Origin of the sequence: Streptomyces kanamyceticus, assembly GCF_008704495.1 — a bacterium.
Classification (GTDB): Bacteria; Actinomycetota; Actinomycetes; order Streptomycetales; family Streptomycetaceae; genus Streptomyces; species Streptomyces kanamyceticus.
This window is the reverse complement of the sequence record NZ_CP023699.1, coordinates 4,374,124-4,386,917: the sequence shown is the minus strand read 5'-3', so window position 1 is coordinate 4,386,917 and position 12,794 is coordinate 4,374,124. Positions and strand designations below refer to the sequence as shown.

12 protein-coding genes are annotated in these 12,794 nt (G+C 72.5%); 6 read left to right on the top strand and 6 right to left on the bottom strand.

Going from position 1 to position 12,794, the window contains the following annotated elements:
• The first annotated feature begins 12 nt into the window (after positions 1-12).
• Positions 13-1,290 (top strand): acetyl-CoA C-acetyltransferase, encoded by a 1,278-nt coding sequence (locus CP970_RS18255; RefSeq protein ID WP_055556683.1) that lies wholly within the window; start codon positions 13-15, stop codon positions 1,288-1,290.
• 126 nt (positions 1,291-1,416) lie between these two features.
• A complete protein-coding gene (locus CP970_RS18250; RefSeq protein WP_150493543.1) occupies positions 1,417-3,024 on the top strand; it encodes an alpha/beta hydrolase in 1,608 nt (535 codons plus the stop codon).
• Between the two features lie 57 nt (positions 3,025-3,081).
• On the opposite strand, the gene CP970_RS18245 is transcribed toward CP970_RS18250, so the two are convergent.
• The gene (locus CP970_RS18245; protein ID WP_150493541.1) at positions 3,082-3,954 is read right to left on the bottom strand and encodes a helix-turn-helix transcriptional regulator; all 873 of its coding nucleotides are present in this window, start codon (positions 3,952-3,954) and stop codon (positions 3,082-3,084) included.
• Positions 3,955-4,024: 70 nt separating this feature from the next.
• On the bottom strand, positions 4,025-5,227 hold the full coding sequence (locus CP970_RS18240) for an IS110 family RNA-guided transposase (RefSeq protein WP_107099142.1): 1,203 nt from the start codon (positions 5,225-5,227) through the stop codon (positions 4,025-4,027).
• Positions 5,228-5,913: 686 nt separating this feature from the next.
• Between CP970_RS18240 and CP970_RS18235 the strand changes: the two genes are divergently transcribed.
• Entirely contained in the window at positions 5,914-7,299 is a 1,386-nt protein-coding gene (locus CP970_RS18235; RefSeq protein WP_063806267.1) for an MFS transporter, read from the top strand.
• Positions 7,300-7,329: 30 nt separating this feature from the next.
• On the opposite strand, the gene cynR is transcribed toward CP970_RS18235, so the two are convergent.
• Entirely contained in the window at positions 7,330-8,220 is an 891-nt protein-coding gene (cynR, locus tag CP970_RS18230) for a transcriptional regulator CynR (RefSeq protein WP_055556151.1), read from the bottom strand.
• A 186-nt stretch (positions 8,221-8,406) separates the two neighbouring features.
• On the opposite strand from cynR, the gene CP970_RS18225 reads away from it, so the two are divergent.
• Together CP970_RS18225 and cynS are read left to right on the top strand one after the other, a co-directional pair.
• Positions 8,407-8,991, top strand: a complete 585-nt coding sequence (locus CP970_RS18225; RefSeq protein WP_055556153.1) for a carbonic anhydrase — start codon at positions 8,407-8,409, stop codon at positions 8,989-8,991.
• Between the two features lie 63 nt (positions 8,992-9,054).
• Positions 9,055-9,528, top strand: a complete 474-nt coding sequence (gene cynS, locus CP970_RS18220) for a cyanase (RefSeq protein ID WP_055556149.1) — start codon at positions 9,055-9,057, stop codon at positions 9,526-9,528.
• 4 nt (positions 9,529-9,532) lie between these two features.
• Here cynS and CP970_RS18215 read toward each other — a convergent pair whose 3' ends face one another.
• From CP970_RS18215 to CP970_RS18210, 3 genes are all read right to left on the bottom strand, one after another.
• Positions 9,533-10,570 carry a molybdopterin-dependent oxidoreductase gene (locus CP970_RS18215; protein ID WP_055556147.1) on the bottom strand — a complete coding sequence of 346 codons (1,038 nt, stop codon included), beginning with the start codon at positions 10,568-10,570 and terminating at the stop codon, positions 9,533-9,535.
• Positions 10,567-10,713 carry a hypothetical protein gene (locus tag CP970_RS44210; RefSeq protein WP_157877855.1) on the bottom strand — a complete coding sequence of 49 codons (147 nt, stop codon included), beginning with the start codon at positions 10,711-10,713 and terminating at the stop codon, positions 10,567-10,569. Before CP970_RS44210 ends, CP970_RS18215 begins: the two co-directional genes overlap by 4 nt.
• A 183-nt stretch (positions 10,714-10,896) precedes the next feature.
• A complete protein-coding gene (locus CP970_RS18210) occupies positions 10,897-12,081 on the bottom strand; it encodes a lipase family protein (protein WP_055556145.1) in 1,185 nt (394 codons plus the stop codon).
• Positions 12,082-12,282: 201 nt separating this feature from the next.
• Between CP970_RS18210 and CP970_RS18205 the strand changes: the two genes are divergently transcribed.
• Entirely contained in the window at positions 12,283-12,783 is a 501-nt protein-coding gene (locus CP970_RS18205) for a hypothetical protein (RefSeq protein ID WP_055556143.1), read from the top strand.
• The last annotated feature ends 11 nt before the right edge of the window (positions 12,784-12,794 follow it).

Here is a 12,794-nt window from a genome sequence, read left to right as displayed (position 1 = left end):
GTTGGTCGAGACATGAGCCTTCCTTCCGTACGACGCGTGGCCGTCATCGGCGGCAGCCGCATCCCCTTCGCGCGCTCCGACGGTCCGTACGCGACCGCGTCGAACCAGGACATGCTCACCGCGGCCGTCGACGGTCTCGTGGCGCGCCACGCCCTGCGAGAAGAGGGATCCGTGGGGGAATTGGTTGCCGGGGCGGTGCTCAAGCACAGCAGGGACTTCAACCTCGCGAGGGAGGTCGTCCTCGGGTCGACGCTCGATGCCCGGACGCCCGCGTACGACATCCAGCAGGCGTGCGGGACCGGCCTCCAGGCCGTCATGGCCGTCGCCAACAAGGTCATGCTCGGGCAGCTCGAGTCCGGCATCGCGGGCGGCGCCGACACCGCGAGCGACGCGCCGCTCGGCGTCAACGACGAGCTGCGCCGGATCCTGCTCGCGACCCGGCGCGCCACCTCCCTCGGCGGGCGGCTGCGCGCGCTCGGCCGGATACGGCCCCGGCACGTCGTGCCGGACGTCCCGCGCAACGCCGAGCCGCGCACCGGGCTCTCCATGGGCGAGCACGCCGCCGTGACCGCGCGGGCGTGGGACATCGCGCGCGAGGCGCAGGACGAGCTGGCCGCCGCCAGTCACCAGCGGCTCGCCGCCGCGTACGAGCGGGGGTTCTTCCAGGACCTCGTCGTACCGTTCCGTGGCCTTGCCAGGGACCAGAACCTGCGGCCCGCCTCCACGGTGGAGAAACTCGCCCGGCTTCAGCCGGTGTTCGGTCTCGACGGGCCCAACCCGACGATGACGGCGGGCAATTCGACGCCGCTGACCGACGGGGCCGCCGTGGCGCTGCTCGCCAGCGAGGAGTGGGCCGCGCGGCGCGGCGTCGAACCGCTCGCGTATCTCACCGCGTGCGAGACGGCCGCCGTGGACTTCGTGCGCGGCGACGTCGCGGGCGGCGGCGACGGGCTCCTGATGGCGCCCGCCCACGCGGTGCCCCGGATGCTGGAGCGGGCCGGGCTCGGGCTCGGCGACTTCGACTTCGTGGAGGTGCACGAGGCGTTCGCCTCGCAGGTCCTCGCGACGCTCGCCGCGTGGGAGAAGCGGGGCATCGGCACCGTACCCAGGGAGCGGCTCAACGTCGCCGGGTCCTCGCTCGCCACCGGGCATCCCTTCGCCGCCACCGGGGCGCGCATCGTCGCGACGCTCGCCCGGCTGCTCGCGGAGCGGGGGCGGCCGGGGCGCGGTCTCATCTCCGTCTGCGCGGCGGGCGGGCAGGGCGTCACCGCGATCCTGGAGCGGGACTGAGGGAGGGAGGGGCGAGCTTCCGTCGCGGAGGGTGATCGGCATGTGCGTACGGTGACGGGGCGCTGAACGGGCGGTGCCCGTGCCCGGCGCTTAGGGTGAGCGAGGGGAACACCCTGGGAGGTTGCCGTGCGCGGAGCCTGTGCTTTCGCCGGCGTCACCGTGCTGATCGTCGTGGGAGCGGGCGTGCCGGGGCTCTTCCCGGCCGCCGCGGCCGACGCGGACGGCGGGCGGCCCGATCTGTCGCGCTACTACACGCAGAAGATCAAGTGGTCCGCCTGCAAGGGCGCGACCGGGGACGTCGCGGAGGCCTCCGGCCACGCCAAGGACGTCCGGTGCGGGAAGGTGACCGTGCCGCTCGACTACGGGCGGCCGTCGAAGGGCACCGTCGACCTCGCGATGATCAAGCTGCGGTCGAGCGCGAGCGGCGAGCCGCGCGGCTCCCTGCTCCTGAACTTCGGCGGCCCCGGCGGTCCCGGTGTCTCCGCGCTCGCCGGTTCGCAGAAGGAGTTCGGATACCTCGGCAAGGGGTACGACGTGGTCTCCTTCGATCCGCGCGGGGTCGGCGAGAGCGCCCCCGTCAGCTGCGGCGACGCCGCGGACGCCACGGACGCCACGGACGACACCGGGACCGGCGAGGGGGGACAGGACGACCCGGGCGCCCTGCTCGCCGAGTTGCGCGAGGTCGCCGCGGAGTGCGCGGCCAAGTCAGGTCCCGTCCTGCCGTACATCGGGACGGTCAACGTCTCCCGCGACATGGACGTCATGCGCCAGGCGCTCGGCGACAAGAAGCTCAACTACCTCGGTTTCTCGTACGGGACGCGGCTCGGCGCCGTCTACGCGGCGCAGTTCCCCAAGAAGGTCGGGCGGATGGTGCTCGACGGAGTGGACACGCTGACCGAGCCGGTCGCCGAACAGTCCCTGGCCACCGCCGAGGGCAGGCAGACCGCCCTCGACAACTTCCTCGCCTGGTGCACGGGCAACGCGGGCTGTGTCTTCGGCACGGACGCGCGGGCCGCCCGGCAGGGCATGGTCCAGCTCATCAAGGACATGGACGCGATGCCCCTCCAGGCCGCGGACGGCGGGGAGTTCACCGGGCAGGACGTCGTCGCCGTGCTCAGCCAGGCGCTGTACAGCAGGCAGGCGTGGCCCGCGCTCTCGCAGGCGCTCGGCGGGCTCCTCGCGGACGGGGACCCGCGCGCGCTGATCCGGATGAGCGGTGGTCTCGGCAACGGGCCGGTCGGCATGTCCTGGCGTGCCGGGGGCGTGCCCGCCGAGGACGTGTCCGCCGGGGACGTGCCCGCCGACAACATGACCGCCGCGCTCATGGCCGTGAACTGCGCCGACGACCCCGACCGGCCCGACGCCGCCCGTATCGAGAAGGAGATCGGCACGCTCCAGGAGGAGTTCGACGAGGCGTCGCCGGTCTTCGGCAAGTCGATGCTGATGCCGGTGCTGCTCTGCTTCGGGCGCCCGGCGGGCACCGACTACATCCGTGCGGACGTACGGGACGTGAAGACGCCCAAGATGCTGCTCGTCGGCACGCGCGGCGACCCGGCCACCCCCTACCGGTGGACGGAGGAGACCGCGAAGCGCCTCGGTTCGCAGGCCGTCGTCCTGGACAACAAGGGGGACGGGCACACCGGTTACCTGGGCTCCACGTGCGTGCGGGACAAGGTCGACGGGTTCCTGCTGTACGGGGAGACGCCTATGGCGGGGACTTGTGCGGCGGAGTGAGCGCGGGAGGGTTGGGGGGCTGGAGGGCTGGGGGGGCTGGAGGGCTGCCCGTGTGGGTTACCCCTGCGGGGACAGGCGCAGCATCGCCGCCTCGTCGGGCGTGCCCTCCGGCGCCTGGTAGACCACCATGCGCTGGCCGCCCGTCCTGGCCAGCTGCATCACCTCGTACGTCAGGGTCATCGCGCCGACCTTCGGGTGGGCGAACGACTTGCTGCCGCCACCGCGCTCGCGGACGTCGTACCGCTCCCAGAGACGGGCGAAGTCCGGTGACTTGAGCAGGAGTTCACCGACCAGGACGGTCAGCTCGGGGGAGTCCGTGTCGGCGCCGCCGACCGCTCGCAGATGGGCCACGGACTGGGCGACGGTCTCCTCCCACGGCTGGTAGAGCTCCCGGCCCACCGGGTGCAGGAAGACGTAGCGGGTGACGTTGCGCTGCTCGGGGGGCCAGTCCCACAGGCCGGGCATCAGGGCCCTGCCGGGGGCGTTGGCGGCCAGCATGTAGCTGTGCCTGCTCACCACGTACGCGGGCAGCGGGCTCAGCGCCTCCAGCATCCTCAGGGTGGACGCGCGGACCGTCTGGTCGGTCGTGGGATGCGGCTCCGTGAGCCTGCCCGAGGCCAGCTCGGCCAGGTCGTGCAGGCGGTCGTGGGCGTCGCCCGTCAGGCGCAGGGCGCGGGCCAGCGCGTCGATGACGGCGGCCGACGGGTTCGTCTCGCGGCCGCGCTCCAGGCGCGTGTAGTAGTCGACGCTCACCCCGGAGAGCGTCGCGAGTTCCTCGCGGCGCAGGCCGGGCGTGCGGCGCAGGCCCGTGCCCGCGGGCAGGCCCGCCTCGGCGGGGGTGACGCGGGCGCGGCGGGCGCGGAGGTACCTGCCCAGTTCCGTGCCGGTGGTCGCCACCGTGGTGGGCGCGCTCCCTGTGCTTTCGGTCATCTGTCCATTGTCCCTGGTGCGGGAGGGGCGTGGGGGGTTGTGTCGTGGGGGGGTGCCTCTATGACTTCGGTCAAGGGGCAACGGGGGTTGGTGGTTGGTAGAAGGTCCCGTCGCGGAGCATCGCGAAGAGCACGTCGGCTCGGCGTCGGGCGAGGCAGAGGAGGGCCTGGGTGTGATGCTTGCCTTCCTTGATCTTCTTGTCGTAGTAGGTGCGGGAGGCGGGATCGGACAGGGCGGCGAACGCGGAGAGGAAGAAAGCCCGCTTGAGCTGCTTGTTCCCTCTCCTGGACTGCTGTTCGCCGCGGATCGAGGAGCCCGAGCTGCGGGTCGTCGGCGCGAGTCCCGCATAGGCGGCGAGGTGGGCGGCTGAGGGGAACCTGGTGCCGTCGCCGACGTCGATGAGGAGGCGGGCCGCGGTCCTGACGCCGACGCCGGGCATCGACGTCAGGACCTGGGAAAGAGGGTGTGTCTCCAGCAGCTCGTCGAGTCGTTTCTCCAGCAGACGGCGCTGGTCGAGCACGGCGGTCAGGGACCGGGCGAGGCTGGGAACGATCAGTGCGGCCGCCTCGGTGCCCGGGACGACGACGGTCTGTTCGTCGAGCGCGGTGAAGACGTCCTCGGTCAGACGGGCCGCCATCCGCGGAGCCTTGGGCCGCAGCAGGTGGGTGACCTTGCGGCGTCCGGTCTGGCGGATCTGGGCGGGCGAGCCCAACCTCTCCAGCAGGACCAGGACGGCCGGGTGCTGCATGCGCGGGCCGAGCACCCGCTCCAGGTGCGGGTGGACCTGCGTGAACAGGCCGCGGAGCCGGTTGGAGAGCCGGTTGGCCTCAGCGACCAGGTCGTCGTCGAACCCGACGAGCATCTCCAGCTCGGCGACGGTCTCGTCGTCCAGCTCGATGGAGCGAAGCGTGTGCGGCATCGCCCTGGCGGCGTCGGCGATGATGAACGCGTCGCGGGCATCGGTCTTGGCTTCGCCCGGATAGAGGTCGGCGATCCGCCGCATCGTCAGTCCGGGCAGATAGGCGACCTGGCAGCCGACGGCTCGGGCAACGGCCAGCGGCAGGGCTCCGATGGAGGCCGGCTGGTCGACGACCACAAGCACGATGCCGTGCTTGGCCTGGAGTTTCGTGAAGACCTCGCGGAGCTTGGGTTCGCTGTTGGGCAGGCGTTTGTCGAGGGCCTTCTTCCCGGCCGATGTGACAGCGGTGGCGTGGTGTTCGCCCTTGCCGACGTCCAGGCCGAGGAAGACGTCGATGTCGCTGATGTCGATCACGTCGTGGTTCCTTCGGTGCTGTTCACCCGGCCTCGCCACGGCACTGATCGCCACATCCACATTACGAAGAGCCTCCCGACCTGGGGAAAGGCCGGTGGTCATGCCTCTAATCAGCGGTCTGTCAGTGCCTTCGGAGCCGGTGACACCACCCCCCGGGCCATGCACTCGACAAGGGGAGGTAGTCATGCCAACTCCGAAGGCCGGTAGTCCCGTTGCGGGACTACGAGAACGGTAATGGGGGGGGTGTGTCAGGGCCTGGAACGCGGGGGCCCGGTGAAGTGCGGCCTGCCACTGCGTGGGGCTTGGGCGGAGAGTGGGGCTTGTTGCGGGCGGCTCGGGTGTCGGGGTCCAGGGGGTACGAGTTGCCGGGCCGCGGCCTTGACGTCTGTGCCGCCCGCACGTGGCTGGTGTTTCTTCGTCGCTCCGCGACGGGGTGCCCACCCGCCCACCCGTATCTCCGCGCCGAGCCCCGCCTGTAGGGGCCTTTCCCGCCCGCCCACCCGTATCTCCGCGCCGAGCCTCGCCTGTAGGGGCCTCTCCCGCCCGCCCACCCGTTTCTCCGCGTCGTGCCTCGCCTGTAGGGGCCCTGCCCGCACCGCCGTATCTCCGCGCCGAGCCCCGCCTGTAGGGGCCTTTCCCGCCCGCCCACCCGTATCTCCGCGCCGCGCCCTGCCTCTAGGAGCACCATGTCCGTCGTCCTTGATCCGCCCCGTGTCCGGTCCAGCCTCTCCGCCCCCTCCTCCCCCGTCGCCCTCATCGCCGCCCTGCTCGGGTTCACCGTCATCACCATCGACGTCACCGCCGTGAACATCGCGCTGCCCGACATCCGTGACTCCCTGCACGGTGGCATGGCCGGGCTGCAGTGGGTCGTCGACGCGTACACGTTGATGTTCGCGGCGCTGATGCTCTCCGCGGGGGCGCTCGCCGACCGGGCGGGGGCGCGGCGGGCGTACGCGTGGGGCGTGGGGCTCTTCACCGTCGCCTCGCTGGCCTGCGCCCTCGCGCCGGGCATCGGGTCGCTGATCGCGGCGCGCGTCGCGCAGGGCGGGGCCGCCGCGATCGTGATGCCCGCCTCGCTCGCGCTGATCCGGCAGGCGTACGACGACCCGCGCCGCAGGGCCCGCGCCATCGCCCTGTGGACGGTGGGCGGTTCGGTGGCCGTCGCGGTCGGGCCCGTGCTCGGCGGCGTCCTCACCGAGACCGCGGGGTGGCGTGCCGTCTTCCTGCTCAACCTGCCGGTGGGCGCGCTGATCCTGGCCCTCCTGACCCGTACCGCCGCCTCGCCCCGCAGGCCCGCGCCCCTGGACCTGGTGGGTCAGGTGACCGCCGTACTCGCCCTGGCGGGGCTCGCGTTCGCGGTCATCGAGGGCGGGCACCTGGGGTGGACGAGCGCGCCGGTGCTCGCCGCGTTCGCCGTCGCCGTCGGCGCCGGATTCGCCTTCCACGCCGCCGAGAAGCGGCACCGCGCGCCCATGGTGCCGCTGGAGCTGCTGCGCAGGCGGCCGGTCACCGTGGCCCTCGCGGTCGGCTTCGCCGTGAACGCCGGGTTCTACGGCGTGACCTTCCTCCTCGGCCTCTACTACCAGCAGTTGCGCGGCATGTCGGGCGTCGAGGCGGGCCTCATGTTCGTGCCGCTCGCCGTGCTCATCACCGCCACCAACCTGATGTCGCCGCGCGCCGCCGAGCGGTTCGGGCGGCGGCCCGTGATCGTCGTGGGGCAGGCCGTGCTCGCCCTCGCGATGTTCGCCCTGCTGCCGCTGGGCGCCGAGACGCCGCTCTGGCTCGTCCTGTTGCTCCTCGTGCCGACCGGACTCGGCGGTGCCTTCGCGGTCCCCGCGCTGACCGCGCAGCTCATGGACAGCGTGCCCGGCGAGCGCGCGGGTACGGCGTCGGGGCTGCTCAACTCCCTGCGCCAGACCGGCGGTGCGATGTCCGTCGCCCTGTTCGGCGCGCTCCTGGCGGGCGGCGGCTCCGGCTTCTCGCTCGCGGGCATGCACCTGGGGCTCCTCGTCGTCGGACTCCTCCTGTGCGTCACCACGGCCCTCGCGGCCTGGCTGCTGCCGCGCGGCTGAGGCGGGGCGCCCTTCCCCGGTACGGGACGGTCAGTGGGCCCAGGCGCGGGCCAGTTCGGCGAACGCGCGGGCCGCCGCCGTCTCGTACGCGTTCTCCCTGCGCAGCAGCGTGACCGTGCGGGGCGGCAGCGCGGGGGACAGCGGCACGGGGTGCAGGTGCGGGTGGTCGCGGGTCAGCGCGTCGGGCAGCACCGTGGCGAGCGGGGTGCGCCGGACGATCTCCGTCAGCGCGCTGATCGAGTCCGCCTGGACGGCGATGCGCGGCTGGACGCGGTGCCCGGCGAAGTGCGCGTCGATGTGGTCGCGGGTGGCGAACCCGGGGCTGAGCAGCGCGAGCGGGCAGTCGGCGAGTTCGCGGACCGGCAGCGGGCGCGTACGGCCCGCGTGCGGGTGGGCGTCGCCGACGACCAGGCCGAGCGTCTCGGTGAACAGGTCGGTGCCGGTGACGCCCGCCCGGTGCGGCCGCGGCCCGTCGAAGGCGATGCCCAGGTCGAGCTCGTCGGCGAGCAGGCCGCTCTCGATGTCGTCCTGGGACCTCTCCCTGACGTCGAGGGCGATCCCCGGATGCCGTTCGTGCAGCCGGGCGGCGAGCGGGCCGACCAGATAGGCGGTGAACGTCGGGGTCGTCGCCAGGCGGAGCGTGCCGCGCGAGAGGTCGGCGACCTCGCTCAGGGCGCGCTCGGCGGCGGCCAGGTCCTGCAGCGCGCGGCGGGCGTAGTGGGCGTAGGCGCTCCCCGCGTCGGTGAGCCGGACGGCGCGGCCCGTGCGGTCGAGCAGCTGCGCGCCGACGGCCCGTTCGAGCTGCTTGATCTGCTGCGACAGGGTCGGCTGCGAGACGCGCAGCTCCTCGGCGGCGTACGTGAAGCTGGCGTGTTCGGCGACGGCGAGCAGATAGCGCAGATGACGGAGTTCCGGGGCCATGCAGCAACTATAGATGTGGTCGATAGAAGTCATCCGTAGTACGTCTTGGACGCTATAGGCGCAGGTCATGCATGGTGGATCTCAGGCCGGTCCCGCACGGGAATCCCGGTTCGGCACGGAAACCCCTGTTCCGTGCGGAGCCCCCCGGCGGGCCCGGCCGCCACCGAAGGGAGTGACCACGTGACCATCCACGACCTCGGCGAGGGCGTCGCCCGATTCCAGCGCGACGTCTTCCCCGGCAAGGCGGACCTGTTCGCCCGCCTGGCGACCACGCACCGGCCCGGCACGCTGTTCATCAGCTGCTCCGACGCCCGCGTCGTGCCCGAGCTGATCACCCAGCGCGAGCCGGGCGAGCTGTTCGTCATCCGTACGGCGGGGAACCTCGTGCCCCCGTACGGCCCTGGCGCCGACGGGGTTGCCGCGAGCATCGAGTACGCCGTCGCGGTCCTCGGCGTCGACGACGTCGTGGTCTGCGGGCACTCGGGCTGCGGCGCGATGACCGCGCTCGCCGAGGGGCACGACCTGGGCGCGCTGCCCGCCGTCGCCGACTGGCTGCGGCACGTGGATGCCCTGCCGACGCACGACGTGGCCGCCCTGGTGCGTGCCAACGTCGGTGCGCAGCTGGCCAATCTGGCCACCCACCCCTCGGTGGCCCGCGCCCTCGTGGCGCGGACGCTCACGCTGCGCGGCTGGGTCTTCGACATCCCCACCGGATCGGTGGAGGACGTCGAATTCCCAAGTCGCGTCGCCGGTACGCCTGTTCACCAGTAGGCACCCACCAGTAGAACCACGAGATCCATCCCCCCCCGTAAACCCATGGAAGGAAACACCCTCATGCCGCACGCCCAGTTCGACCCCGCCGCCCGTCAGGCCCTCGCCATCGCCGCCGTCGATGCCAAGACCCGCAAGGACCTGTCCTGGCAGCAGATCGCCGACGTGACCGGCGGCCTCTCGGTCGCCTTCGTCACCGCCGCCGTGCTCGGCCAGCACGCCCTGCCGGACCACGCGGCCGACGCCGTCGCCGAGCTGCTCGGCCTGGACGCGGACGCGGCGATGCTGCTGCGGACCATCCCGACGCGCGGTTCGCTCGACGGCACCGTTCCCACCGACCCGACGATCTACCGCTTCTACGAGATGCTCCAGGTCTACGGCACCACCCTGAAGGCCCTGGTCCACGAGGAGTTCGGCGACGGCATCATCAGCGCCATCAACTTCAAGCTGGACGTGAAGAAGGTCGCCGACCCCGAGGGCGGCGAGCGCGCGGTCATCACGCTGGACGGCAAGTACCTGCCGACCAAGCCTTTCTGACCTCTCAGCCCGCGACCGTGAACGCCACCTCGTGCACCGAGTTGCGGGCTCCCGGCGGCGGCTGCACCCGGCCCGCACGGTCCCTCGCCCGCGAGCGGACCGTGTGCGGTCCCGGCGGCAGCGGGCGCATCAGGTGGAAGCCCTGCCAGGTCGGTTCGGAACCGAGCACGTCGAGGTGGGCCCGTTCCCACGGGCCTTCGTCGACGGAGACCTCGACCGAGACGACCTCCGTGCTGCTCCACGCCCGGCCCCTGAACACCTGGGTGCCCGGGCCGAGTTCGGCGGCGGGCGCGGGCGAGAGCAGCTTGCTGCTGACGTCGATCTCGCGCACCGGCTGCGGGGTGTCGTGGCCCGGCAGGACGCGCGTGTAGAACCGGGTGGTGAACGTGTGCTCGGGGCGGGTGTCCGTGAGGACGATCCGGGTCAGCCACTTCACCGAGTTGGTGCCGAACATCCGCGGTACGACGGCGCGCAGCGGATACCCGTGCCGGGGCGGCAACGGCTCACCGTTCATGCCGTGGGCCAGGAACACGTCGCGCCGCGCCGTGGCCAGGGGCAGGTCCTTCACGTACGAGACGCCGTCGTCGCCCTGGAACGAGCCGGTGTCCGCGCCCTCGAAGCGCACGTGCCGGGCCCCGGCGAGCGGCACCGCGCGGTCCAGGAGCGCGGCGAGCGGCAGGCCCGTCCACTCGATGTTCGCCACCGCGCGCGTCGGGGTGTCGGGGCGGAACGGGCTGCCGAAGCACTCGTGCACCGCCGTGAGCTGCTCGGCGGGCAGCGCGCGGAGCGCGGCCAGGTCGAGTCGGAAAGGCCGCTCGACCAGGCCCTCCACCGACAGGGTCCAGGTGCTCGCGTCGATCTCGGGCAGGCCCATGTGCGCGCGTACGAAGACGTTGGCCACCGGCGTCACGAAGTCGGGTCCCGGCGCGGGGTCCGCCAGCGAAGGGTCGCCGGGCGGGGGCGTGAGCGGCGCGGAGCGCACGGACGGTGCGGAGGGCGCGGAAGGTGTGGTCGGTGCGGACGGTGCGGACGGTGCGGTCATCGGGGTGTGGCTCCCCTTCCGGGTCCCTCCGGTTCCGCCGCCGGGTCCGCCGTGCGGCGCTGCGGCATCGCGTCGGACGCCTTCATCGCCAGGACGAACAGGGCCAGCATGGCCAGAGACAGTGCGGTCGGCGCTATGAGCATGACGAGTAGTTCCCCCCGGTCTCCAAGTCCTGCGAACCTCAAGATCCTATGAGGGGCGGGGCGGACCCGCACAGTCCTTTTCCGGGGCAAGGGCGCGGCAAGGGCGCGGCAAGGGCGCGTGGGAGCTGCCGGAGCAAGCCCCCACGCACCCCCACGCGCCCGCAGGTGAAACCCGTACCCAGCTCAGCAGTTGCCCCGCACCGGCTTCCCCGCGAAGCGGTCCGCCAGCCACTGCGCCGCGAACGGCGACTGCGTGATGACGCCGCTCACGTGCTCGCCGACCGGCACCGTGTGCCACTCCACGTTCGCCCCCTTCGCACACCAGTCCGTACGGACCTGCTTGCCCACGCCGTACGGAATGAGCTCGTCGAGGAGCGCGTGGTAGAGGTAGACCGGCGCGTCCGGCTTGTGCGTGCCGACCCCGGACTCCCGCAGGCGCTGCTGCCAGTCGGGCTGTTCGAGGGGGTTCTTCGTCGTCATCGACGCGATCGACTTGAACGAGCCGAGCACCGCGCCGTCCGCCACGCAGCTGTTCCGCATGGCGCCGATGAGCGCCTTGCCCGCCGGGTTCAGGTACGACTCCAGGTTCAGCTCGGGGAAGGCCGCGTTCTGGCCGATGGCCGCCATGAAGATCAGGCCCGAGCCGTACGAACCGTCGTTGAAGGCGGCGACCTTCTCCAGGTCGCCGGGGACGCCGCCGGTCGCCGTGCCCTTGACGTCGAGGTCGGGCGCGTAGGAGTCGTGCAGCTCGGCCGCCCACGACGAGGCCTGGCCGCCCTGCGAGTAGCCCATGATGCCGACCGGGGTGTCCTTGCCGAGGCCCGCCTGCGGCAGCCGGATCGCGGCGCGGGCGGCGTCCAGCACGGCCTGGCCCTCGGCGCGGCCCACCGTGTAGGTGTGGTCGCCGGGCGTGCCGAGCCCCTCGTAGTCGGTGACGGCCACCGCCCAGCCGCGCAGGGTGAGCTGCTGGATGAGGTTGGCCTCCAGGGTGGTGCCCTTGGGGAAGCCCGCGCTGGGCGCGCAGTGGTCGCCCACGCCGACGGTCCCCACGGCGTACGTGATGAGCGGGCGCGGCCCCTTCCTGCCGTCCTGCGGCACGATGACGGTGCCGGAGACGGTGTTCGGCTCGCCCTTCGCGGTGCTCGAACGGTAGTTGATCTTCCACGCCTTGGTGTTCGTCGGCTGTCCCGGCAGGGGGTGGAAGCTGCTCGGCTCGGAGCTCACGAGGTCGCCGGGGGACAGGCTGCCCCCGGCGCTCGCGCTCGCGCCCGTGCCCGGTTCGGCGTGGGCCGCGGTGAGCGGGGCGATGACCGAAAGGCCGAGTGCGACGGCCACGGCCAGGGCTCTGCGGCCGGTGCGGGTGTGCATGCGGCTCTCCCAACTGTCGTCGGTGGCTCTGCTGTTCCTTCTGGACTCTGCTGTTCCGTCGAAGAACGTAGTGACTCATGAGTAAGTAACGGGCTGACCGGGACGCTCACCTTCGTTGACCCCGGCACGCAGGTATCCAGGCGAGCGGCCCGGCGCTACGTTCACAGAGGGGGAGCCGCGGGCTCTGGAACGATGGGGGTGATGGCGGTGCTCGACGACGCCATGACAGCGCTGGCGGCCGCAGGAGGAACGGCGGTCGTACAGGCCGCGGGCACGGACGCCTGGACGGCCGTACGGGCCGCGGTGGCCCGCTGGTTCGGCCGCGGTGACGCCGCGCGCGAGCGGGCCGAACTGGCCAGGCTCGACCGGACGGGCACCGCGCTCTCCACCGCGGAGGGCGAACCCGGCAGGCGGCTGCGGGACGACGAACGGATCTCCTGGCGCACCCGCTTCGAGATCGCCCTCGACGACCTGGACGAGACCGTGCGCCAAGAGCTCGGCGACGAACTGCGTGTCCTGGTCGAGGAGTTACGGCAGACCATCGCCAAGCGGGCGCCGCACGTCACACAGGTCTCGGCGTCGGGGCCCGGCGCGCAGGCCGCCGGGCACCTGGTGACCTACGGCAACGCGGTCAACATCGACAAGATGTACGGAAACCTGGGCCTCGACCGCCCTTCGCCGCCGGATCCGACCGAGGGCTGAGCGGACCGGCG